The sequence below is a fragment of the Enterococcus sp. AZ167 genome (genome assembly GCF_051714025.1).
GTDB lineage: Bacteria > Bacillota > Bacilli > Lactobacillales > Enterococcaceae > Enterococcus_D > Enterococcus_D casseliflavus.
Genome location: NZ_JBIORB010000001.1, coordinates 1,853,137 through 1,877,404 on the forward strand (window position 1 = coordinate 1,853,137; position 24,268 = coordinate 1,877,404).

The following is a 24,268-nucleotide window of genomic DNA, read 5'->3' on the forward strand; positions in this document are numbered from 1 at the left end:
TTTTTTATGATATCAAATCTTGTACTTGCTCTTTTATATAATCATTGTTTATCCAAAAACATTGTTTGGTCATCCATTGATCCGAGTAATTATCGTTGTCTGGTTTATTAATCCATTTTGCGGGTACAGGAAGTTTATCCGCATAGCGTCCATCGACAGAGTAATCTCGTTGGCTAGCATGGGGTCTAACATGGCAAATCATTTTGTCTGTTTTCTTTATAAAATTATTTTTGATTTTCCATCCATCCTTAGTAGATTTATCAGGAATAGCTTCTAACTCTACTCCTTCTCGAAGTTTAGACACAGTATCTTCCCATACCTTACGGACTGGCCCTTCTATATCTTCTTCTGGCATACTAAAAAATTTAGCTCCCTTGAATACAACACCTTCATCTTCTTCTTTAAAGACTACAAAAAGAAATCTTGTATCTAATAAAAAATTATGCCAATCACTGCTTGGTTCCCCATCTTCTTTTTCCCATACCTGTTTGCTCAAATCAATAAAATTGAATGATGGAAATGACATGCTTTCTTTGTTATTTCCACTTTTATCAAAATATATGGTTTTAACTAGTATAGACGCTTTTTCAAATTCTTCGACTCTTGGGAAAGGTTCCCCTTTGGTTACAGTACCAGATAACCCTAGTATTGAAGAAACGATTCTATAATTAGCTTGATACGATGTCTTGATTGTGAATTTTTCACATAAAGATTGTACAGTTTGACCTACATATGGTATAAAATGTTCTAATACTAAATCTTCTAAGTTGTTTTCTTCAAGTTGAAAAGTATTCTTCACGATTGAATCGATTTTTTCATCGCCTAATACATATTTACGTAAAATAGATGTCATGTATCCTGATTTCAATGAGTATGCCCGTTGTTTAGCTTTTTGTTCTGAATAGGGCTGTGTCCTGAGTGACTTCACAGCATTAGTTCCTTTTGTACATGGAGCAAGATAGTTCGTCAAACTTTCACTTAGCTCATGAGCTTTCCCATCTAAAATATATTTCTTTATAAGCTCCCAGTCTTGTCGTATGATTTCAAAATCTACAGGGTTTTTATACATCTCATATAAAATAGCTTCACGGATAGTCCACTGGTCTTTCGGCGTATCTTTTAAGTATTCATAAAATGCGATTTCCATGATGTTGTTTTTATACAAAAAATGACTTTCTTCGAATGTTTCCTCAGCGACCTCATTATAGTTGATGATATTCAACACTAATCGTTCTTTAGCGCTATACTGACCGTTTTTCAACTTTTTTATTGGCGTAGCCTTTAACTCTACACCTGCTTCTTCCAGGTCTGGCCTACTCTCGCTATCCTTTACCTTGCCGAACCAAGACTCAAATATGTCTCCTATAGAGTTTTTATTTTTACTATTGAGAAGGGGAATTCCATTATTTAATTCTATCATAGACTTCCCCACTGCTTCTTTAGCTCTATTATGTACTTGCTCTTTTGTTAAGTATTCAGACATTCGTTCAGTCACTCCATCCTACGTTTATTCCTATATAAAACTATACTACATGGTTACATAGAAACCAAGTCTATACAAAATCATTTGATGTTGTTTCAACTTTACAGAATAACCTTGAGAAACTCCTTAAGTAAATCATAGCATTTTTGATTTCGATCTTTTCAAATCGATTTATTTATTGTATAATACATTTAAGTTAAAACCGAAAGGATGTTCGCCAATATGAGTGAAACACTAAATGTATTAGAACTTTTTGCCGGTGTAGGGGGGTTCAGAGTTGGACTCGAGCATTCTAATGCCGACCTATTCAAAACGAAATGGGCAAACCAATGGGAGCCTTCTCGAAAATCACAAGATGCTTTTGAAGTATATGACTACCGATTCCCAAATAGTGAAAATATCAACAGGAATATAGAAGAAATATCAAATGAAGAATTTGAGCAAATGGACGCTGACATCATTGTTGGTGGATTTCCGTGCCAAGATTATTCAGTTGCACGTAGTAAAAAACATGAGATGGGGATAGAAGGTAAAAAAGGAGTTCTATTTTGGCAAATAATCCGTGCTACGAACCACATAAAACCAAAGTATCTCATTTTAGAGAATGTTGATCGTCTACTTAAATCTCCTTCTAAACAACGTGGCAGAGATTTTGCTATAATGCTTGCTTCCTTTAATGATTTAGGGTATTCCGTAGAATGGCGTGTTATCAATGCTGCTGATTATGGCCGTAGACAACGTAGACGCCGTGTCTTTTTTTTCGTTTACAAAAATGATACTGATTTTGCGAACAAGATAGATGCACGATTCGAACAAAAAATACTTGGTGAAGAAGAACATCGTTATGATGAGTATATATTCAGTGAAGGACTTTTTGCTCGACAATTTCCAATCATCAAGACTCCTTATAAGGGTAGACAAGCGTCGTATAAGTTATCCAATGACATAGTAGAGATATCAGATAATTTTACTGGAAAAGTATACAATACTGGGGTAATGAGACATGGACGTTACTTTACTATAGATACGGAACCATACGATAAAGAAAAACCTACTCCATTAAGAGAAATCATTCAACCTGAAGATGAAGTAGCTGAAAAGTATTACTTGACCGACGAAAGTAAAATAAAAAAATTCGAATATCTTCGTGGACCTAAAAAAATAGAGCGAGTCACTGCTGAAGGTCATACCTATACATTCTCCGAAGGTGGTATGTCTCCTTATGATGATTTAGATATGCCCGGACGGACGATGCTAACTTCAGAAGGTTCTGTGAATAGATCTACACATTTATTAAAAATAGATGGTCGTTACCGCTTGTTGACCCCTATAGAAGCCGAACGTCTACAAGACTTTCCTGATGATTGGACAAAGTATAAAAAATTATCCTCCGGGGAAATAGTAGAAGTTTCAGATAGAATGCGCTTATTCTTTATGGGAAATGCTTTAGTCACGAAAATAGTTGAACGAATAGGTGACGAATTACAGCAATTGTTGTAATTCCTAAAGTAAATAGTTAAAAGACGAGAGGATTTACATGTATGCATTCCTTCTCGTCTTTTTATTACAAAAATCGTTATAAAACTCCTCCATAAATAATGACATAATTAGACAAATTTTGTAGTAATATTTCATGTCTAAAACTATGTAATAGTCATGTTATACCTATTACGTTGTCTTATTTCACTTATTTCTGAAATGATTCCATTTACTTTTTATCTCATTTTTCCCTACTAGTTAGTATCACATACTCTCCTATTTTCTCAATAAACTATTTTGGGTTACATGGTATCTAAAACAGCTAAAACCTTGATATTACAGTAAAAAATCACGTTATTTTCGTTTCATTTCAGATACATTTCACTTAAGCGGATTCCAAAAAAACAAAAGAAAAAGGAACCCCTAGTTAGCCTATGCTTTCTAATGGTTCCTCTTGAGATACGGTTATATAACAACGGGGTGGGGTAAATGAATGAAAAAGATTGAAGAAGCATTATTCAATAACTTTTTTAAATACTTCGTTGTAATCAGTTACCTGTCCGTTCTTAAATACCACAGAATAATCTTTTTTCCCATTTTCAAGTAACCGAAGTGGAACATTTTTACCAACTTGCTCTGTCACCGCATTACTGATTCCTGTTAGGTTGGCTAATAAATCTGATAAAGATTGAGCATCTGTAGAAATCTCTGTATCAGTATTTATCGTGATTCCTTTATCTTCATTTACAAGTTTCCAAGTAGGTGGTATAGCTGTGTATGTTTCGATGAATGAATCAATTCTTTCATCTATCGTCTTCCCAGTATCTACTTCTGTCTCATTACTCTCAGATGAATCAATTCTTTCATCCATCGTCTGCTCCGTAACTGCTTCTGTCTCATTATTCTCACCGGAAACTTTCTTCACACCCAAACTTATATATTGTCCATCTTTAGTATGCATAGTTAAAATTCCCACGCTTTTGCTAATAAATTCACTATAGCCAGTTCTTTCAATAGAGACTTCACTGTATTTCACACCATCATACTCAAAAGAAAAATAGACATGTAAAAGCATTTTGTTGTTTACATCTACATAATAGTCCTTTGACTCTACTTGAGACCTTCCTATACGGAATACAGCTTTACTGTCTGATATCTCTATACCAGCATCCTTATTATTAATCTGCCACTCTCCAAGTAGCTCTTCTGGCAAGCTAGTAGTTTCTTGTGAACACTGTACTGCTTCACTGGTAGAGGTCGAAACGTTTACCTCCGCACTGTTAGAAGAATTTTTCAAGGAATCAGGAGCCTTAGTACAACCAACAAAAACGAGCGTTACCACGGTTAGTAGAGCTAGCAGGTTAAACTTCATGAAGTTTAACCTCCTTAGCCAGTGAGATATCAAATTTTTGGGCGGTCTTTGATATTAATTTTTGGTGTTGTACTCCTTTCTCGAGTTCTTGAATAATTTCTTGTTTAAAACGTTCATTGTGTGCCATTTCCATTCCCTCTTTCTTTGATATTATTCAAAACGTTTTTCATAATTTTCATGAGCTTGACGGAACTTTTGATGGAGCATCTCTGTGGAGACTCATGAAGCTTCACCACCCTTGTAGTTCATTAACAATCATTTGGGGTTTACTTGAAATGGTTTTTCGCACATTTTCTTCAGTTATTCCAAGTAGGTGGTATAGCTGTACATGTTGTTATGAATGAATCAAATTTTCATCTGTTATTGCTTTAAAAAATAGTACTTTATAGTAAGATAAACTGTAATAATATCAAAAAAAATTCCTTATACTATTCACCATCTGAAATAAAATAAAGCGCTTATGTATTAACTATTATAACACTTACTCCCATTTCATTTCAGATACATTTCACTTAAATAGATTCCAAAAAAAGAAAAGAAAAAGGAACCCCTAGTTAGCTTATGCCTCCCAAGGTTTCCATGCAAAATACGGTCAATCATCAATGGGGTGGGGTTCAATTCAACATTAACACCTCAGTATATGGTATCTCTACATATATACGGTCTTTCTTTGGATAGTACTCAATATTTATGTTGATAGCACTTCCATTGTCTAATATAGCTTTAGCTCGGTATGTGTTATCTCCATTTTCATGAGTAATCGTCACATCATCACATGTCCGATTTAAACTGTACTGTTCTTGTAAAATCTGTGTTACCAATGGTTTCGATGACTTCTCTAATCCAGATGTACCTGTCATTTTTGAAAAAATGATACCTATAATAGCCAAGACAACAATACCTATAATGACAAACTTCTTGTTCATATTTACTTTATTCAACTTTTTATCTCCTATCTCCAAAATAATTTGCTCTTATCCCTCTTATCAGTACATTGACATCCCTAAAAGTACACCAAAGATGGCTCCAGCTACCCCTGCTATCATCAAAATTGTACCCATTTTTTCATCTTTCTCTCGATATAAGTAACCCATAATAACAGCAACAGCACCAAATACAACAGGAATAAATGCTAACGATACTACCATAGAAATCCAACCAATAATCAAATACAGCTTCCCGGTCTCTTGTCCATGTACGATTTGTTCCTTCATTTCACTAAATGTCTGCTCAGTACTTTTCTTTACTGTGTCTGCTCCAGTTGTCTCATCTGTTTCTTGTAGTGCTCCACAAAACTGGCAATACTTACTTTCATCTGTTATTTCTTTGCCACATTTTCTACAATACATGTCTTCTCCTCCTAAAATCATTCAATTGCTTATTAGCTAACTGTTTACTTTATTAAATACATCAGAAAACAGCTCATTTATTGGTACACTTAATATCTCAGAAAGCATTTTCATTTGATAGGGTTTAGGAATCGTTCTCCCTGTTTGCCACGAACTTACACATTGCTGTGTAACATTCATTTTTTTGGCTAACTCAGTTTGAGAAAATCCTTTTTCTTTTCTGTATCGGCTGAGATTACTTACTTTTTTCATGATTCTCCCCTCCTTTTTTATTATATACAACAATATGATGTATTTCAACTCATAAAATATATAAAAACCTTAAATACCATTACAAATACAACAACTTGTTGTACTCTACTGAGAAGGGGGGTGTATTAATGAAACAGAAACAATATGCAAAGGTCATTAGAGAAAAGCGAAAAGCGCTCGGGTGGACACAAAAAGAATTAGCTAAAAAAATCTTCTCTACACAACAGGCAGTAGCAAGATGGGAAAATTCTGTGACAGAACCTAACCTCGATAGCTTAACAGCTCTTTCTAGAGCCCTAGGAACCCCTGTAAGCCATTTTCTAGACAATGTTGTCGTAGATTATGAGGAAGAGTTTTTAGCTCTCTATCGCTCTCTTAGCACTGAAGATGCAGTTCGAACAATTGACTATATGAAGCTATTAAAAAGGCAAGAAAATGAACGCAATCAGCTATTGAAAGATTGAAAAATAAATAACCCACCGAACTTTAACGGTGGGTGTATTGAGATGAAATAAGATTAAGAGCTATGGATAACCTGTCTAGGTTAATACAATTGGGTCTCTTCTCTTCCTTACTCTCCGTCCATCATCTCTTGTTACACTTGTAAATTGATAAAGAGGAACTAATTCAACACCAGATGCTATCAATTCTTTTATTACTTCATCTATCTCTGCCCCTTTTGCTAGGTAGACTAAAAAACTACTGCTTGCTTTCACATTGTATAGTTTCTTAATATCCTTAGAAGCTCGTTCAAGAGGGAATCCTTGTTTAACAAAGTAGCCTCTGTTTTCTATTAAAGCATTTTTCACGCTGTTATCTCTGATATTTCGTAGGCGTTCACAAACAGTTTTAATAAGTTCTTTCTCTGTCATTAGATATGTCCCTTGCCACGATAAGCCCTGTAAAACTTCATGTGCTTCATCTAAAATCAATTGTTTTTCCTTGCTAAGTTCTGATGGGGAATTTTGAGGAAATACTCTTTTAGCCTCTTTTTCGTTAAAACATATCTTAACCCATTCATAAGAAAAATATTGATATGTAAAATGAAATTTTTCCAGAAGTGGAAGGATATCTTCATTCAATTTTTGAATCACAGAAGTTGCATTAAAAACGTCTAATCGATAGACATTGCTTCTCTTATGATTAAAGTTTCCTAACGCTTTCTCTTCCTTTAACCTATTTAGGTATTCGAGCATCTTCAAAGGAACATCTTCATCATCTAATTTTTTTATCAATCCTATAAAAGTCATAAGTGATAGTAACTTATTACATTTATCTATGTTATAAGTTTTACCATAGTAAGAACTCATTTTTTTAGCTAATTGTTCCCCCGACAAAATACAAGTCACACTTTCCTTACTATCATCAAAAAAATTAACATCAGAAAGCAAGACATCATAGACACGTCGCATTTCCTCTAGATAATTCCTTATTGTCCTGAAAAGTTTGTCTTTCATTGATTCAAGAGTGTCAAAAAGTACTTTTGATTCCTCTTTCAATTTTCGAAAATGTGTAGGATACAAGTCTAGGTTCTCTAATAGCCAATTAAATGTTTCTACCCGACTGTCTTTCTTTAAAATTAGCATCACAACTCCAATAAAATTTTCACTGATATCACAATTACTGGAATGACAATAAAAAATGGAATGCCCAGTTTTACTGGTAAAAATACTAGCAGAGGGATTATGATCGTTGTGAAACAGACATCTTAAGTTTTTACTTGACTTAAGTAATTTATTCATATCAATGGTTAACAATCTTTCATAAATCTCATTAAAAGACATGTCGGAGGAATCAAACAGGCAGTCTTTAAACCACTGTTTCATTTCTTCTTTGTCGTCATTTTTTATCAACTTAACAAAATCGGTTTCATTGACTAGTTCATACTCTCTCCCTGAATCACTTTGACAATTTTTAGAACATGTCATGGTAAAGTCAATCGAAAGCTCAGTAATATCTAACATGTTGTCTTCATTGATTATCATGACTGCATCTGACTTATACCCTCCAAAAAACATTCTAGTAGAAGCATTTACCTTGTCATCACACCCGGGGATGCTCTTTTTCAAGTATTCGTAAACAGCAACCATTTTACTATAGTCAGTAATTGCTTCTTTTAATATAAAGACAATCTTGAATTTTTCTAGATTTTCAGAGTATCGAATACTTTTTTGTATCGCAAACGCAGAATTATGAACTAAATTGATAGATAAAACCTTTTCTATGCTTAAGTATCTACTATCATCTTTACTCAAATCTACTACATTTTCCTTCTCATCTTTAACAGTGTTATCGACATCCAGAATAATTACTCTAGTTTCTAAAAACTCTTCACTTTTGTTGCCTTTATTCTTTGTCTTACTTGGGATAAATGATTGTGATGAATTTAGTATCTCTACAAACTCATCTCTTGTAACTTCTCTGTAGTTATCTAAACATCTTTCTCGTATTTTCTTTTTTTCATCATCTATAACTGGTTTCTCTAATAATTTTTCTTTATCCACATAAATTGGAATATTAATCATTGATGTTTCCATTTGTGTTTCCTCCTTATAAAATTCTGTTAAAGACTAAAACATACAGATAATAAACACAAACTCTTTATTACTATATGTTTTAGTCTTATTTGTTTACTCAACCTTTATACCGTTCCATGAAACTATCAATATCAGATTTTTTGAATCTAATGACCGTATCAATTTTTATAACAGGTAACCCGTATTGAGAAACATATTTTCTAATCGTTCCTACTGATACACCTAGATATTCACTTGCCTGCTGATAGTCCATATACTCTAGAGTGACTCCAGAAATAATGTCTTCTAGCATAGGCTTTAGCACTGTAATTATCTCTTTCACTTGTTGTTCAACTTGTATAGAAACAATGCTATCAATGATTTGTAGAGACATATTTTCCCCTCCTTTCGTGATTGCTTGAACAAATTTTCTAAGAATCATCTTCGTATTTTTTGCTCAAAATAAAAGTATTTTGTTATTAACCGATTAATCAAACAAAAAATGATTACCAGTTCATCGACATACACATAATACCTCGACGAAAAAGGGGTGTCAATATTTTTGTTAAATTTATTTGCAACACCCCCTTTTTTAAGGTATACTAATTTTAGGAGGTGTGGTCAATATGATAAAGCGTCCACCAATAAATTATTTAGAACGAAAAAAGATACTCGGAACAAAAATAAAAGCTATAAGAAAGAGTAAAAAATTAACACAACCAGCATTTGGTCTTATGATTAACAACGGTCAATTGATTGACAAAAAAACTATCTACGAATGGGAAAAGGGAACCTATTTACCAATACCAGAGCGATTATCCCGAATTGCTGATTTGGGAAATATGAGTATAGAGGAGTTAGTTTGTGGCAATGTAGAAGAATATATTTTGGGAATTATTCTTTATAGAGATAGCATTGTACTAGATGGTATAACATTTCCAGATAAAAACCTGTTCCAGCATCTTCGTCAACAGTTCCCACCAGTACACTCTAATTTAGATACATGGCTAGATAGATATTCCAAATTAGAACCAGAGATGCAAGAATTTATTGCTAACAAGACTTGTAATAAAGTTAAAAATGAAAAAATTAGTCTTTTCAATATCTTAAAAATAGAAGAATTATTCATCAATGCTATTGTAGAAGAATTTGACAATAACATTCTTTTCCTCACTAGCAGTATAGAAGAACTACTAGAAAGAATGGTAGATGAATGGCTACCTATTCAATTGAAAGACATGTCTTATCCCGAAGAAGCTGTGAGAGAAATTACTGATAATATAAACAAGCTAGAACAAACGATTTCATCAATTGGGAAAAAATACACTAAGAAAAAAATGAAGGGAGGTGATACCATCTAGTGGTAAGTACTCCTTGTAAACTAAGAGGAGATGATTTCATGGCAAAAATATCAAAGTACAAAAAGAAAAACGGTCAAGTGGCGTGGATGTATAAAGGACACATTGCCACCGATCCACGAACTGGTGAAAAAATAAATACTACGAGAAGAGGTTTTAGTAGCAAACAAGAAGCTCAAAAAGATTATGACGAATACAGACATCAAATATTATACGGTGTTAAAAAGAAAGCACCTGATATGACATTTGAAGACCTGTATAATGAATGGATAGCTCATCAGCGTACCAGTGTTAAAGCTTCAACAATCGCAATTTCAGTAAGATACGCAAATAATCAAATACTTCCAGCATTTGGTAAGCTTAAATTATCGAATATCTCTGTCCCATATTGTCAAAAAGTGGTAGATGAATGGCACAGTAAATATGAAAGTTACGACTATATGAGAAAACAGACTGCACAAATTTTACGCTACGGGGTTGCAATGCAATATATTGACAATAATCCTATGGAAAAAACACTTCTTCCACGAAAAAAAGAGTATGAGAAAAATCGTAAATTTTACTCAAAAGAGGAGCTTAATGATTTACTGGATGCTTTTAAAGATTTTGGTAACATGAAACAATACGCCTTCTTCAGATTATTGGCATACACAGGTATGAGAAAGAGTGAAGTACTCGCTTTACAGTGGAAAGACATAGATACGTTTAATAAAGAACTACATGTCAATAAAACTCTTGCTGTAGATGAATTTGGTAACGTTATAATTCAATCTCCGAAAACAAGAGCTTCTAGACGAGTTATCTCTTTAGATACTGAGACTCTTTCTATCCTCAACAACTGGAAATTACAGCAAAAAGAAGAGTATTTAAAACTTGGATACAATACTAGCTCTAAAGAGCAACATGTTTTTACAACAGTTAAAAACACTCTATACATTCCAAACACTGTTAATGATTGGTTAAGATATATTTTGAAAAAATATAACTTGCCTCGTATTACACCTCATGGGTTTAGACATACACATGCTAGTTTGTTATTAGAAGCAGGAGAATCTGTCAAGGTAGTTCAACAACGATTAGGGCATGAAAATAGTAAAGTGACATTAGACATCTATGCACATATTACAAATAATGCACCTAAGAAAACAGGTCAAGACTTTGCTGATATGATGGCTCATCAGTAAAAGAGCTGGTCAAAAGCTGGTCATTTCTAGTATACAGGCAAAACAAAAAAAGCTAGAATCCTTATATATCAAGGGTTCTAGCTCCTATAACAGGTTTAACCTACACTGCCTTCCATCTCATAACTAATCAACCGGTTCAATTCGACTGCGTATTCCATCGGTAATTCTTTGGTGAATGGTTCGACGAATCCCATGACGATCATTTCGGTTGCTTCGCTTTCGGAGAGGCCGCGACTCATTAGGTAGTATAGTTGTTCTTCTGAGATTTTGGAGACTTTGGCTTCGTGTTCTAGGGACACTTGGCTGTTGTGGATCTCATTGAATGGGATGGTATCGGATTTCGATAGGTCATCCATGATGATAGTGTCACACTCGATATGGGAGATAGAGCCGGCGCTCTTCTTGCCGAAGGTGACTTGTCCACGATAGTTTACTGCACCGCCGTCTTTAGAAATTGATTTTGAGACGATGGAGCTGGAGGTATTTGGTGCGTTATGGATCATTTTTGCACCAGTATCTTGGATTTGGTTGGCACCTGCAAAGGCAATGGAAAGCATCGTGCCCCGTGCGCCTTTGCCATCAAGATACACACTTGGGTATTTCATGGTTGTTTTGGCACCTAAGTTGCCATCGATCCATTCAACGGTAGCACCTTCTAAGGCTTTGGCCCGTTTGGTTACTAGGTTGTAGACGTTGTCTGACCAGTTTTGAATGGTGGTGTAGCGGCAGTAAGCGTCTTTTAGGGTAAAAATTTCAACGATGGCTGCGTGCAAACTATTGCTTGAATAGGTTGGAGCGGTACAGCCTTCGACGTAATGGACGCTGGCTCCTTCGTCAACGATGATCAATGTGCGTTCGAACTGACCGGTATTTTCGGCATTGATTCGGAAATAGGTTTGTAATGGCACATCGACACGAACGCCTTTTGGTACATAGATAAAGGTACCACCTGACCAAACGGCTGAGTTTAAAGCAGCAAGCTTGTTATCGGTTGGTGGGACTAATTTTGAAAAGTATTGTTTGAACAGCTCAGGGTATTCCTTCAAGGCTGAATCGGTATCGGTAAAGACGATGCCAAGTTTTTCAAACTCTTCTTTCATGTTGTGATAAACGACTTCTGATTCGTATTGAGCAGAAGCGCCAGCCAGGTATGCCCGCTCGGCTTCTGGAATACCAATGCGTTCAAAGGTCTCTTTGATTTTTTCTGGTACGTCATCCCAATCACGGGCAGGACGATCACTTGGTTTTTGGTAATATTTGATGGCATCAAAATCGATGTCAGACAGGTCTGGACCCCAGTTTTGCATGGGCATCTTGTTGAAGGCTTCAAGAGACTTCAAGCGGAACTCAAGCATCCATTCTGGCTCTTGCTTGACCCGTGAGATTTCACGGACGATGTCTTCGGTCAATCCTTCGCCGGTACTAAAAACAGGCTGCACGTCATCGTGGAAGCCAAATTTATATTCTTCTAATTCGGGTACACCCATGGTTCTCACTCCTTTTGTAGTGCGGTTGTCTATTCGCTGGTTTCTTCAGTATCAGATTCATTGGCGTGGCTGTGACTGACAGATGCTTGTGTACTGTCGGCAGCAATGGCTTTTTCTAATGCTTTCCAAGCTAAAGTCGCACACTTGATGCGTGCAGGAAACTTCGCCACCCCCCCAAGCATGGAAGCATCGCCTAAGCGATCGCTTTGGGGAATGTCGTTTCCTTGGACGAGCTCAGAAAACAAGCCTGATAGTTCACCAGCTTCTGCTAGTGTCTTACCGATAATCGCATCCCCCATCATGGATGCACTGGCGGTACTGATGGAACAGCCTTCGCCAGTAAACGCGATGTCTTTGATGGTGTCTCCTTCGACAGCGAGCTCCAAGTGGATCACGTCGCCACAGGTAGGGTTATTCAATTCGACTTTGTACGTTGAATCATCCAAGGTGCCTCGATGATGTGGGTGGCTGGAATGATCCAGAATGACTTGTCGATACAAATTATCTAATTTCGTTAGTGCCATGTTGGAAAAACTCCTTCGTCAGCTTGATGGCGTCAACCAGTCGATCGGCGTCCTCTCTTGTATTATACAGGTAAAAGCTGGCCCGTGCAGTCGCTGGGACTTGCAAATAGCTCAAGAGGGGTTGGGCACAATGATGACCTGCCCGTACCGCGATGCCTTCCATGTCTAAAGCGGTGGCAACATCATGAGGATGGATGCCTGCTAGATTAAACGCGATCACTCCCGTGCGTTTTGCTGCTTCTTGGGGGCCATAGATGGTCAAGCCTTCAATGGCTTGCAGTTTTGGCAAAACGTAAGCAGCTAAGTCTGCTTCATGGGCGTGGATGTTTTCTAAGCCGATTTCTGTTAAGTAATCCACCGCTGCACCTAAACCGATCGCACCGGCAATATTTGGTGTACCAGCTTCAAATTTCCACGGCAGTTCTTTCCACGTGCTTTCTTGCAGATGGACAAAATCGATCATTTCACCGCCAAATTCGACGGGCTCCATCTGATCCAGCCATTGCCGCTTGCCGTATAAGACACCGATGCCAGTTGGTCCGCACATTTTATGACCAGAAAAGGCATAGAAATCACAATCCAGTGCTTGGACATCAACTGTCATATGTGGAACAGCCTGAGCACCATCCACCACCATGACGGCTTGGTGCTGATGCGCCAATTTGGTTAGCTCCGCAATCGGATTGATCACGCCTAAAACATTGGAAACGTGAGCGATCGAAACGATAGCGGTTTTTTCTGTGATCTGTTTCTTGGCATCTTCCATGTCCAAGGTGCCTTCTGGCGTCAGCTGGATATATTTCAAGGTAGCTTTTTTTCGGGCTGCTAATTGTTGCCAAGGGATGATATTGGAATGATGTTCCATATAGGAAATCACGATTTCATCGCCTTCATTGACAAAACGGTCGCCGTAGCTGCGGGAGACCCAATTTAAACCAGTGGTCGTCCCTCGAGTAAACAGCACTTCCGCCGTTTCATTCGCATGGATAAAGCTGCGCACTTTTTCCCGTGCGCCTTCATAGGAATGGGTCGCCCGTTCTGCGAGGGTATGGACCCCACGATGAACGTTGGCATTGTCTTGATGGTAATAATCGGTGATCGCCTGCAGCACCGCCTCTGGCTTTTGCGTAGTGGCGGCATTGTCGAGGTAGATCAATGGTTCGTCATTTACGAGCTGATCCAAGATGGGAAACGCTTGTTTCACTTTTTGGGCATCGATCATGCGAGTAACTTCCCTTCGATAACGGCAACCAATTCTTGTTGCACTTCTTTGACTGGGATCGCGGTCAAGACGGAGCCTAAGAAACCACGAATCACCAAACGTTCCGCTTCTGCTTTGCGCAGCCCACGACTCATCAAGTAGTACATTTCTTCTGGATCGACTCGTCCCACACTGGCTGCGTGTCCGGCGGTTACTTCGTGCTCGTCGATCAAAAGGATTGGGTTGGCATCGCCACGGGCTTGGTCAGAAAGCATCAAGACCCGACTTTCTTGTTGCGCGTCCGCCCCTTTTGCTCCTTTTAAAATGTGTCCGATACCGTTAAAGGTTAAGACGCCGCGTTCTCTAATGACGCCGTGTTGCAGGATATGGCCAATGGAATGCGGTGCTTTGTTGGTGACGCGAGTGTCGATTCCTTGTGTTTGACGCCCAGCACTGATTGCGACCGCTTTGACTTCCGAATGCGCGCCTTCGCCTACAAGATCAGAATCAAAGTCCGCCACGACGTCGCCGTCATTCATGACCCCAATTGCCCAATCTACCATCGCATCTCGTAATACGTAGCCGCGACGATTCATGTACGTAGTGATGTTGACACCTAACTGATCAATCGCAGAGAATTTGACCTTCGCACCTGCTTTGGCGATCACTTCCACTACGATATTGCCAGACAGTTTTTTCGCTTGGTCGCCTTTGGTTTGGAAACGTTCCAAGTAGCTGAACTCACTGTGCTCATCAGCAACGATCAAAATGTGTTTGAAGAAATGCGCTTGGCTATTGCCATTGTGATAGAAAATCGCTTCAAGGGGTTCTTCGATCACCACGTTTTTTGGTACATACAAGAACATGCCGCTATTCATAAACGCCGCATGTGCTGCGGTCATTTTGTCTTCATCCATTGGCACTGCTTTGGTCATGTAGTATTGATTGACCAACTCTGGTACTTCTTTCATTGCTGTAAACAAGTCGGTGAAGATCACGCCTTTGTCGATCAACTCTTGCGGTAATTGCTCAAAGATGGTGGTGTCATCGAACTGAACGAGGGTCGGATGGTTATCCATCGCGTCAAAGGCGGGAATCAAGCCAGCACCTGTCTCCTTAGATTCACTTGCAGGTAAGGTTGGATCGATGAAGCCTGCAAATTCTTTTTCACCAGCAAGTGCTTGTTCGTCGATATTGAACAATGGCCAACGCTCGTAACGCACCCGCTCGATTTTTGGAAACGCAAGTTCATCCACTTTCGCAAGGGCTGCTTGGCGTAATTCCAACATCCATTCAGGCTCTTCTTTTAACGCTGAAAAAACGTTGACTTGTTCAAGATAATCCTGTAATTTTGCCATTTACCTTGCCTCCTTACGCTTCTTCTTCTTTGTAGTCGATCCCTAACTCTTTACTGATCCCAGCATAGCCTTCTGCTTCTAGGCGTTTGGCTAAATCTGCCGAACCGGTCATCACGACACGGCCTTCCATCATGATATGAACCACGTCTGGTGTGATGTAGTTTAACAGACGTTGGTAATGGGTGATGATCAAAGCGCCAAAGCCTTCGCCGCGCATTTCATTGACGCCTTTTGCTACGACTTTCAAGGCATCAATATCTAGACCAGAGTCGATCTCATCCAAAATCGCAAAGGTTGGATCTAGCATCAACAATTGTAAGATTTCATTTCGTTTCTTTTCTCCACCAGAGAAGCCTTCATTCAAATAGCGTTCCGCCATTTCTTCTGGCATATTCAATAAATCCATTTTTTCATCTAATTTTTTCAAGAAATCCATGACAGAGATTTTGTCGTCTTCGTCACGTTTGGCATTGATCGCTGCCCGCATAAATTCCGCATTGGTGATGCCTGGAATTTCACTTGGGTATTGCATCGCCAAGAACAGACCTAAACGAGCCCGCTCATCCACTTCCATTTCCAAGACATTTTCGCCGTCGAACAAAATTTCCCCTTCTGTCACTTCATAATTCGGGTTACCCATGATGGCAGCGGACAAGGTTGATTTCCCTGTACCGTTTGGTCCCATGATGGCATGGATCTCTCCAGTTTTTAACACTAAGTCAACGCCTTTTAAGATCTTTTTATCTTCGATTTGGACGTGTAGATTTTTAATTTCTAAAACTGACATTTCTTTCCCTCCAGTATCTTTTCTTTCTCACTATTTTAGACTAATTGAGAATGAACTTCAAACGCTATTCCCGACTTTTTTAAAATATTTCTAATCTGTACATTGGAATTATTATAAAGTATTACATAGAGATAGTACATGGTTATTGTCTGTAATGCTAGAAATTTTTTTGATTTGTTGTAAAAAAGAAAAAGGAATACGACATTGGCTGCCGCATCCCCTACCTTCACTTCTGCTGTGCCCATTCTTCTCGCAAGATGCCATACTTGATGGAATCATAATAGGTGCCTTCCCAGAAACGGACTTTGCGGATCTGGGCTTCTTTTGTCATCCCTAGCTTTTCTCCTAGTTTCATCATGCGGTGATTACCGGACCACGTGGTGTACCCGACTCGCTGGATATGAAGCTGTGATTCAAATAAATCATTGATCCACTGGCGAATTGCTTGGCTGCCAATGCCTTGATTCCAAAGGAAAGCATCATAGATGGCTATCCCGAATTCCAACCACTGCTGCAAGGTATTGTCTTCCCAATAAGCGGTCGCGATCCCCACGATTCTACCTTGATAGCTGATCGCTTTACGTAACGGGTTGTCGATACAGCTAGCGCCAAACCCCGTTCGAAATTCTTCCCACGTCAATACGGGGTCTTGGAAATACGGTCCGTCCCATTTTTTCCATTCTAAATCTGCCTTTGGTCCATAGCTGATCGACCAAAGTTCAGCAATCATTTCTTCCGTAATCGGTTGAAGTGTGACTGTTTCTGCCATCTTCAAACACCCCTTTCTCCTAAAGAAAGTCGTCTCCTTAAACGGTTCTTCACACATTGTGAAGCGCCGTTTTTTTGGTACAAGTGATTCATGTTTTGATTGACGATCAGTGCTTATTTCCCGAAAAGCTTATGGAGAAACCCTTTTTTCTCAGGGGCTTCCTTTGTCTCAGTCACCTGAAGCGGTCCAGTTTCCTTCACGACTTGCTGAAAGCCACGATTGTCTTGCAGCAACAGACCGTTTAGTTCCAGGATCCCAGACAGACTGCCAATCATCCGCCGCACTTCTCCCGCACTTTTGCCGAAAAAGCGCTGGTCGTCATTTGCTTCGGCTTCTTCCAAAATAACCAGCAGCTGCTGGATGCTTTGATTTTGTTCACCTAAGACGTACGACAACTGGTCAACTTCCACTGTTGTAGTTGCCGCTGACGGTACTAAATCTGTTATGAGCTTTAAGCTATCTAAATAATCCTTTAAGTCAAAAATGAACGTTTGTGCCGCCTCATTATTCATTAATTGGCTTTGACTCAACTTGCTTTGTAGCGCTTCCAATTCACTTGAACGTTTAGAAAGTTCGCTTACGATCATTTCTATATCCATATGCCACCTCCTAATGACATTGTCCCGTTTTCTCTTTCATCCGTCAAGAATTCGTTGGACTTTTTTCTGCGTTTTTACCAATCACCCCTGACTATTGCTCCTGTTGGTACTTTGTGGGTGCACAGCCATAGCGCTTCGCAAAGAGCCGATTAAAATGGTTGATGTTTTGGAACCCAGATTGAAACGCCGCCTCTCGAATCGTTAGTGTTTCGTTGCTGCGTAGATAAAAAAACTTTTGAAACCGAGCTTGCAATAAATCTTCTTTGGGCGTGGTATGAAAAAACTGTTGATAGAGCTTGTAGAATTGGCTTTTACCGATGGAAAGCTCTCGGCTAAACTGGTAAAAATCCCATTGCTGTTCGCAATTGACTAACATTTTCAACCGCATCGCTTGAAACAGTTGATAGTGTTCGTTTCGTGGTTGCGGAATGCTTTCTTCAAAATTGCGTTCAAGTAAGACCAATAGATTTGTCATATACGCCGCAATCAATTCTTGCGTGTGCCGTTGTGGCAACAAGGATTCATGATTGATCTTTTGGATCAATTTGTTGATTTGTTGAATATTTTTCGGCTGGAACAATTGGTTGCAAGGGATCGCATAGGTTTCTTCGATCACCTGATCCGTTTGAAACTCAACAAAGCTATTAAAAAAATCTTCTTTGCCACGATAATCTTGATAGACGGTTGGAGGAAAAAGAATGCAGCTACCTTTTTCACTAGTTTCTTCATGACCATCTTCAAAAGTGAAAACCATTGGAGACAACGTCAACACGAAAAGATAATGCTTTAAGCCAGAGGGGCGATAAATATGATCGGAAACAGCATTGTGCATTTGAAATCCTGAATAGGTTACGTTCAACTTCTCACTCCTTCCTACTTGCCTTTAGTATAAAGAAAACGGACAAAACGTCAATAGAATAAGACAGAATGTAGTGTTTATTTTCATGGACTATCGCTACAATGAAAGAAAAGAAAGGGGTTGCAAAATTGAAGAAAACTACGATGCATTTAGACAAACACTTTATTTTGGCACCAGTCGACGAACGGATCTACGGCTCTTTTGTGGAGCACTTAGGGCGCTGTGTGTACGAAGGGATCTATCAACCAGAAAGTCCTTTTGCCGATGAGCAAGGCTTTCGTCAAGATGTCGCTGCCTTGATCAAGCAGTTGAATGTGCCGATCGTCCGTTACCCAGGAGGCAATTTCGTCTCTGGGTATAAATGGGAAGATAGCGTCGGCCCTAAAGGCCAACGGCCAGCAAAAATCGATTTGGCCTGGCGGGTAATCGAAAGCAATCAGTTCGGCTTAAACGAATTTATGGATTGGACCAAACAAGTCAATACGGCACCGATGATGGCGATCAATCTTGGGACACGAGGAATCGAAGCAGCGAAAAACTTGATCGAATATACCAATTTAAAAGGCGGCAGCTATTATAGTGACCTCCGTCGTGCCCATGGGGTGGCCGATCCTCATGACATCAAGCTTTGGTGTCTAGGCAATGAAATGGACGGTCCTTGGCAAGAAGGACATAAGACAGCCGATGAATATGGCCGTCTCACAGAAGAAGCTGGCAAAGCGATGCGTCTGGTGGACCCAACGATCGAAACCGTCGCTTGTGGTAGTTCTTCTCTCACGATGCCGACCTTTGGCATGTGGGAAGATACAGTATTAAGTCATTGTTACGATCAAGTCGACTACATTTCCATGCACCAATATTATGGCAACCGTAACGGCGATAGCCAAGATTATCTAGCAAGCAATGTCGCAATGGATCAGTTCATCAGTCAAGTCGCAGCAATCTGTGATGCAGTGAAAGCCAAACGCCGAAGCAAGAAGACGATCAATATTTCCTTCGACGAATGGAACGTCTGGTATCACTCAAATGAACAGGATCAAAAAATTGAACCTTGGAGTCAACACCCACCACAATTAGAAGACGTCTATCACTTTGAAGATGCTTTACTCGTCGCAAGCATGATGATCACGATGCTTCATCACGCAGATCGCGTCAAAATCGCCTGCATGGCACAGCTGGTCAACGTGATCGCACCGATCATGACTTCCGATACTGCCGCTTGGAAACAAACGATTTTTTATCCCTATGAAATGATCAGCAACTATGGTCGCGGTCACGTGTTGCATAGCATTCTTCGAGGGGCTGATTTCGATAGCAGCCACGGAAAAGCTTCTTATGTGGATGCCATTGCGATCGAAAATGAAGATGACTATTTGACCTTTTTCTTAGTAAATAAGGATTTGCAGGATGCCAATGAATTCACTTGCGACTTGCGTCAATATGATTCATTGCAAATCGCTACCCATCAAGTCTTGCACCACCCAGACTTGCATGCCGTCAATACCGAAGCAACCCCGAACAACGTTGTGCCCGTCAATGGAAAAACAGCGGAATTGAATGACGGCATTTTGCGTGTCGTCTTGGAAAAACAAAGCTTCCAGATGCTACGCTTGAAGAAAAACGGCAGCAAGTAAGGTTATTCCCTATACTATGAAAAAAACAGTGTTATATAAATATGGGGTTGCAGAATCAATATTGAATCTGCAACCCCATTTACATAGAATCATAGATACTTGCTTCATCACTTAGCAAAAGTGTTCCTTACTTAAAAAAGGAAAAGTTTGCTTCCAGACTGACACGTACCTCCAATACTCTGCATAGTTCAAGGACCTATCTAAAAGTTACATTTTATAAACACCGATACAAACAAAGCTAATCAACTATCCTTAACTCATTGTCATTCTTCAAAATAATTTTATTAATCTTAGGGATGTTGTCTCTGAAATAATACAAAACACTTTGATTAATTTGGTAGTTTGAAAAGACGTTTCTTCTTTTGTCATCTAATTCGTTTGGATCTAAGTTCTCCGTAATAAAATCAAACCGTTCAATTTCATCAAAATAAATCCGTACACTATCGCCAATACTTACATCTATTGAATCGAGAAGGACTAAATCAATATCTGTCACTTCAACATCTAAAAAAAATTGAGTAGTGCTCTTCCCAACGATTTTTCCGAAAATTTTTTCTGGTGGAATTTCATCTACTGAGTAATTCACCTCTCTTCCCTCTTTCCAACAAGAAAAAAATAAAATGAAACATAGAATGAGGATTCCTACCCCCCTTTTCATAACATCTCCCACTTTCCTAAAATATTGTATTATAAGTAATGCAATAATCAAGTTTAAAATATTAAATTGAATACCGTACCCATTATATTTTTGCAAGACATATTCGCTAGGTAATTTTCGCTTTTAGCTGATATAGAAAATATTTTTCTTATTAGCTCCATAAGCTAGATAATCACTTTTGATACATTGACTAATCAAAGATTTTTAACTTGAAAACAGCTTGTTTCTAGTTCTTCAAATTCAAATTATCACAAATAATCGATAAAACAAATAGAATTCTTCTTTTTGTTTTAAAGACAGCAAGAGGATAAAACCAAAAATCCTTTTGAGTCATACTATTCAAAAATGATTAAAAACTTTTTTATTTAATATACTAGAAATGCAAAACAGCAACCCTCTGTCTATGAACGCTGTTTTTTCATCCTTAACTGCTCTGGGCAAGGAAGTGGCAACTGCCAGCTTGCTTTTCAAAAAAAGAGACGACAAAAGAACACCCTGCGGCAGCTAAGATACCGCAGGGTGTTCTTGATTCATTGTTTAGCCGTTATAGGCATCAACGATGATTTGTTTCAATTCAGAGATTAGTGGTTCTTTTGGATTTGCTGTTGTACATTGGTCTTCGTAAGCCAATTCAGCCATGCGATCAACTGTTGTATCTAGTGTTTGTTGAGTGACGCCTTGCGCTTTCAAGCTCATGTCGATACCAACAGATTGTCCTAATTCGTAAACAGCTGTTGCCAATGCTTCAACCAATTCAGCCGTTGTTTTGCCTTTAAGGCCTAAGAATTTCGCAATGTCTGCGTAATCTGTATCAGCACGGAAGAAGTCATATTTAGGGAACATTGCATGTTTTTGTGGGTCTTTGGCATTGTAACGGATGATGTGCGGTAAAAGAATCGCATTTGTACGTCCGTGAGGAATACCATATTCACCACCGATTTTGTGGGCTACTGAGTGACAAATACCTAGGAATGCATTGGCGAAGGCCATACCTGCCATTGTTGAGGCATTATGCATTTTTTCGCGAGATTCCATATCAGGTGTTTTCACTGATTTTTCTAAGTAGTCAAAGACTAACTTGATTGCTTGTAAGCTCAATCCACGAGTGTAATCAGATGCCATTACGGACACATAAGATTCGATCGCATGAGTCAAGACGTCCATTCCAGTGTCTGCTGTAACAGAAGCAGGTACTGACATTACGAATTGAGGGTCAACGATTGCTACATCTGGTGTCAATGCGTAATCAGCTAATGGGTACTTCACGTGTGTTTCACTGTCAGTGATAACCGCAAATGGGGTTACTTCAGAACCAGTACCAGACGTTGTTGGGATACAAACGAATTGCGTTTTTTCTGGTTTGTCGATCTTGTATGTCCGTTTACGGATATCTAAGAATTTTTGCTTCGCGCCGAAGAATGAAGTATCTGGGTGCTCATAGAACATCCACATGCCTTTGGCAGCATCCATTGCTGATCCACCACCAAGGGCGATCACTGTATCTGGTTTGAAATCAACCATCATTTTTGTTCCAGCGTAAACGGTGTTTGTTGATGGGTTTGGTTCTACGTCAGAGAAGACTTCGATTTTCACGTCATTTTTACGACGAGCAAGTACTTCACGAACCGTATCGCAATAGCCGAATTGAACCATACCAGGGTCACAAACGATCATGACACGTTCAACGTTTTCCATTTTCTCCAAGTACATTAGAGAGTTCTTTTCAAAGAAGATTTTTGGTGGCAATTTAAACCATTGCATATTATTTCTCCGTTTCGCTACAGTTTTCACGTTGATCAAGTTCACAGCAGAAACATTTCGTGATACAGAGTTTTTCCCGTATGAACCACAACCAAGTGTCAATGATGGAATCATTTCGTTGTAGATATTTCCGATACCACCTTCTGCAGATGGTGTATTAACTAAGATACGGCAAGCTTTCATGCGTAGGCCGAATGCTAATTGCAAGTCTTCGTTTTCAGTGTGGATCACCGCTGTATGGCCTAATCCGCCTAAATCAAGCATTGCTTCACATTTTTCGAACGCGTCTTCTGTGTTGTTTGCTTTGATCATTGCTAAAACTGGAGAAAGTTTTTCTCTTGATAGTGGGTAATCAGCACCGACACCGTCAAGTTCAGCGATCAATAATTTTGTTCCTTCTGGTACGTTGATGCCTGCTAATTTCGCGATTTCCATTGCTGAATGTCCAACGATTGCTGGATTTACGGCATATTTTCCTTCGTTCATCACGGCATCTTCAAGTTTTTGTAATTCTTTTGCTTTTACAACATATACTTGATGTGCTTCAAATTCTGCTTTCACAGAGGCATAGACTTCTTTATCAACGATCACTGCTTGTTCAGAGGCACAGATCATTCCGTTATCAAAAGTTTTTGATACGATCAAGTCATTGACTGCTCGTTTCACTTTCGCTGTTTTTTCGATATATGCAGGTACGTTCCCTGGTCCAACACCTAATGCAGGTTTACCAGTTGAGTATGCTGCTTTGACCATGCCAGCGCCACCAGTTGCTAATACGATCGCAATTCCTGGGTGGTTCATCAATAAGCCAGTCGCTTCGATTGATGGATGTTCGATCCATTGCACACAGTTTTCAGGTGCCCCAGCAGCGATGGCTGCATCACGAACGATACGTGCAGCTTCTGCTGAACATTTTTGTGCAGATGGGTGGAAAGCAAAAACGATCGGGTTACGTGTTTTCAAAGCGATCATTGCTTTAAAGATCGTTGTAGATGTTGGGTTGGTTGTTGGTGTTACCCCACAAACGACACCAACTGGTTCAGCGATTTCGATCAAGCCTTTTTGTTTGTCTTCATTGATCACGCCGACTGTTTTGTCATGTTTGATACTGTTCCAAATATATTCTGAAGCGTACATGTTTTTGATCGCTTTATCTTCATAGATACCACGGCCAGTTTCTTCTACTGCCATTTTAGCTAAAGGCATGTGTTTGTCTAATGCTGCCATTGCCATTTCATGAACAATGTGGTCCACTTTTTCTTGATCAAAGCTTTCCATTTCTTTTAACGCCACATTTGCCTTCGTTGCTAAATCGTCGATCATTGCTTGTACGTCGATCGTCACTTCTTTTTCCAATGTCTTAGCCATTGTATGTCCTCCTAGTTTTTAAACATGTTTTGTTTGTTAACTACTTCACATACAGATCATACAACATCTTTTTTCGTTTGTAAATAGTTTTTGTGATTTTTTTCACAGTTTATTTTATTTTCTGGTATTTAACCGTTTACAAAGCCTTTTCAAGAAAAGAAGTGGACAAAAGTTTCGGTTTTTCTTAAGAAAAATGTCATGTGCTTGATTGAACAAACTATAAATTACACTGGATTACTGCGCACATTTAAAAACGATATCTTCCCTCTA

23 protein-coding genes are annotated in these 24,268 nt (G+C 38.9%); 5 read left to right on the forward strand and 18 right to left on the reverse strand.

Annotation, left to right across the window (positions count from 1 at the left end; genetic code table 11):
• Positions 1–4: 4 nt before the first annotated feature.
• Positions 5–1,483: a Sau3AI family type II restriction endonuclease gene (locus IGJ05_RS08690; protein ID WP_002354533.1), complete on the reverse strand. Its 1,479-nt coding sequence runs from the start codon at positions 1,481–1,483 to the stop codon at positions 5–7.
• A gap of 222 nt (positions 1,484–1,705) precedes the next feature.
• Here IGJ05_RS08690 and dcm point away from each other — a divergent pair, with 222 nt between their 5' ends.
• Positions 1,706–2,983, forward strand: coding sequence for a DNA (cytosine-5-)-methyltransferase (gene dcm / locus IGJ05_RS08695; RefSeq protein ID WP_025188154.1), 1,278 nt, complete (start codon positions 1,706–1,708; stop codon positions 2,981–2,983).
• Between the two features lie 493 nt (positions 2,984–3,476).
• On the opposite strand, the gene IGJ05_RS08700 is transcribed toward dcm, so the two are convergent.
• The 5 genes from IGJ05_RS08700 to IGJ05_RS08720 form a co-directional block, all read right to left on the reverse strand.
• The gene (locus IGJ05_RS08700; protein ID WP_139907553.1) at positions 3,477–4,259 is read right to left on the reverse strand and encodes a hypothetical protein; all 783 of its coding nucleotides are present in this window, start codon (positions 4,257–4,259) and stop codon (positions 3,477–3,479) included.
• Between the two features lie 64 nt (positions 4,260–4,323).
• Positions 4,324–4,461 carry a hypothetical protein gene (locus IGJ05_RS08705; RefSeq protein WP_010784189.1) on the reverse strand — a complete coding sequence of 46 codons (138 nt, stop codon included), beginning with the start codon at positions 4,459–4,461 and terminating at the stop codon, positions 4,324–4,326.
• Between the two features lie 487 nt (positions 4,462–4,948).
• Positions 4,949–5,275 carry a hypothetical protein gene (locus tag IGJ05_RS08710; RefSeq protein WP_010822397.1) on the reverse strand — a complete coding sequence of 109 codons (327 nt, stop codon included), beginning with the start codon at positions 5,273–5,275 and terminating at the stop codon, positions 4,949–4,951.
• A gap of 45 nt (positions 5,276–5,320) precedes the next feature.
• Positions 5,321–5,683 carry a zinc ribbon domain-containing protein gene (locus IGJ05_RS08715; protein ID WP_025188152.1) on the reverse strand — a complete coding sequence of 121 codons (363 nt, stop codon included), beginning with the start codon at positions 5,681–5,683 and terminating at the stop codon, positions 5,321–5,323.
• 36 nt (positions 5,684–5,719) lie between these two features.
• Entirely contained in the window at positions 5,720–5,935 is a 216-nt protein-coding gene (locus IGJ05_RS08720) for a helix-turn-helix transcriptional regulator (RefSeq protein ID WP_002404111.1), read from the reverse strand.
• A gap of 128 nt (positions 5,936–6,063) precedes the next feature.
• On the opposite strand from IGJ05_RS08720, the gene IGJ05_RS08725 reads away from it, so the two are divergent.
• Positions 6,064–6,399, forward strand: a complete 336-nt coding sequence (locus IGJ05_RS08725) for a helix-turn-helix domain-containing protein (protein WP_002354523.1) — start codon at positions 6,064–6,066, stop codon at positions 6,397–6,399.
• A gap of 75 nt (positions 6,400–6,474) precedes the next feature.
• On the opposite strand, the gene IGJ05_RS08730 is transcribed toward IGJ05_RS08725, so the two are convergent.
• Positions 6,475–8,472: a hypothetical protein gene (locus IGJ05_RS08730; RefSeq protein WP_025188151.1), complete on the reverse strand. Its 1,998-nt coding sequence runs from the start codon at positions 8,470–8,472 to the stop codon at positions 6,475–6,477.
• A gap of 97 nt (positions 8,473–8,569) precedes the next feature.
• Positions 8,570–8,845, reverse strand: a complete 276-nt coding sequence (locus IGJ05_RS08735) for a helix-turn-helix domain-containing protein (protein ID WP_002287723.1) — start codon at positions 8,843–8,845, stop codon at positions 8,570–8,572.
• A 232-nt stretch (positions 8,846–9,077) separates the two neighbouring features.
• On the opposite strand from IGJ05_RS08735, the gene IGJ05_RS08740 reads away from it, so the two are divergent.
• Both IGJ05_RS08740 and IGJ05_RS08745 read left to right on the forward strand, forming a co-directional pair.
• Positions 9,078–9,812 (forward strand): helix-turn-helix transcriptional regulator, encoded by a 735-nt coding sequence (locus tag IGJ05_RS08740; RefSeq protein WP_002287709.1) that lies wholly within the window; start codon positions 9,078–9,080, stop codon positions 9,810–9,812.
• A 38-nt stretch (positions 9,813–9,850) separates the two neighbouring features.
• A complete protein-coding gene (locus IGJ05_RS08745; RefSeq protein WP_002301919.1) occupies positions 9,851–10,993 on the forward strand; it encodes a tyrosine-type recombinase/integrase in 1,143 nt (380 codons plus the stop codon).
• A 95-nt stretch (positions 10,994–11,088) separates the two neighbouring features.
• Here the strand turns inward: IGJ05_RS08745 and sufB are convergent, their stop codons facing one another.
• The 8 genes from sufB to IGJ05_RS08785 all read right to left on the reverse strand — a co-directional run bounded on the left by sufB (position 11,089) and on the right by IGJ05_RS08785 (position 18,577).
• Positions 11,089–12,480: a Fe-S cluster assembly protein SufB gene (sufB, locus tag IGJ05_RS08750; protein ID WP_005232103.1), complete on the reverse strand. Its 1,392-nt coding sequence runs from the start codon at positions 12,478–12,480 to the stop codon at positions 11,089–11,091.
• Between the two features lie 29 nt (positions 12,481–12,509).
• Positions 12,510–13,004: a Fe-S cluster assembly sulfur transfer protein SufU gene (sufU, locus tag IGJ05_RS08755; RefSeq protein WP_005232105.1), complete on the reverse strand. Its 495-nt coding sequence runs from the start codon at positions 13,002–13,004 to the stop codon at positions 12,510–12,512.
• Positions 12,982–14,226, reverse strand: a complete 1,245-nt coding sequence (locus tag IGJ05_RS08760) for a cysteine desulfurase (RefSeq protein WP_015508911.1) — start codon at positions 14,224–14,226, stop codon at positions 12,982–12,984. Before IGJ05_RS08760 ends, sufU begins: the two co-directional genes overlap by 23 nt.
• Positions 14,223–15,563, reverse strand: a complete 1,341-nt coding sequence (gene sufD / locus IGJ05_RS08765; RefSeq protein WP_266167004.1) for a Fe-S cluster assembly protein SufD — start codon at positions 15,561–15,563, stop codon at positions 14,223–14,225. The genes IGJ05_RS08760 and sufD overlap by 4 nt, the downstream gene beginning before the upstream one ends.
• 13 nt (positions 15,564–15,576) lie before the next feature.
• Positions 15,577–16,350, reverse strand: coding sequence for a Fe-S cluster assembly ATPase SufC (sufC, locus tag IGJ05_RS08770; protein ID WP_005232112.1), 774 nt, complete (start codon positions 16,348–16,350; stop codon positions 15,577–15,579).
• Between the two features lie 226 nt (positions 16,351–16,576).
• The gene (locus IGJ05_RS08775) at positions 16,577–17,119 is read right to left on the reverse strand and encodes a GNAT family N-acetyltransferase (RefSeq protein ID WP_266167005.1); all 543 of its coding nucleotides are present in this window, start codon (positions 17,117–17,119) and stop codon (positions 16,577–16,579) included.
• Positions 17,120–17,232: 113 nt separating this feature from the next.
• A complete protein-coding gene (locus IGJ05_RS08780) occupies positions 17,233–17,718 on the reverse strand; it encodes a hypothetical protein (protein WP_266167006.1) in 486 nt (161 codons plus the stop codon).
• 91 nt (positions 17,719–17,809) lie between these two features.
• Entirely contained in the window at positions 17,810–18,577 is a 768-nt protein-coding gene (locus IGJ05_RS08785) for an AraC family transcriptional regulator (RefSeq protein ID WP_266167007.1), read from the reverse strand.
• Between the two features lie 101 nt (positions 18,578–18,678).
• Between IGJ05_RS08785 and arfA the strand changes: the two genes are divergently transcribed.
• The gene (gene arfA, locus IGJ05_RS08790; RefSeq protein WP_266167008.1) at positions 18,679–20,211 is read left to right on the forward strand and encodes an arabinosylfuranosidase ArfA; all 1,533 of its coding nucleotides are present in this window, start codon (positions 18,679–18,681) and stop codon (positions 20,209–20,211) included.
• 238 nt (positions 20,212–20,449) lie between these two features.
• On the opposite strand, the gene IGJ05_RS08795 is transcribed toward arfA, so the two are convergent.
• A complete protein-coding gene (locus tag IGJ05_RS08795) occupies positions 20,450–20,797 on the reverse strand; it encodes a hypothetical protein (protein ID WP_266167009.1) in 348 nt (115 codons plus the stop codon).
• Between the two features lie 609 nt (positions 20,798–21,406).
• The gene (adhE, locus tag IGJ05_RS08800; RefSeq protein WP_010748754.1) at positions 21,407–23,998 is read right to left on the reverse strand and encodes a bifunctional acetaldehyde-CoA/alcohol dehydrogenase; all 2,592 of its coding nucleotides are present in this window, start codon (positions 23,996–23,998) and stop codon (positions 21,407–21,409) included.
• Between the last annotated feature and the right edge of the window lie 270 nt (positions 23,999–24,268).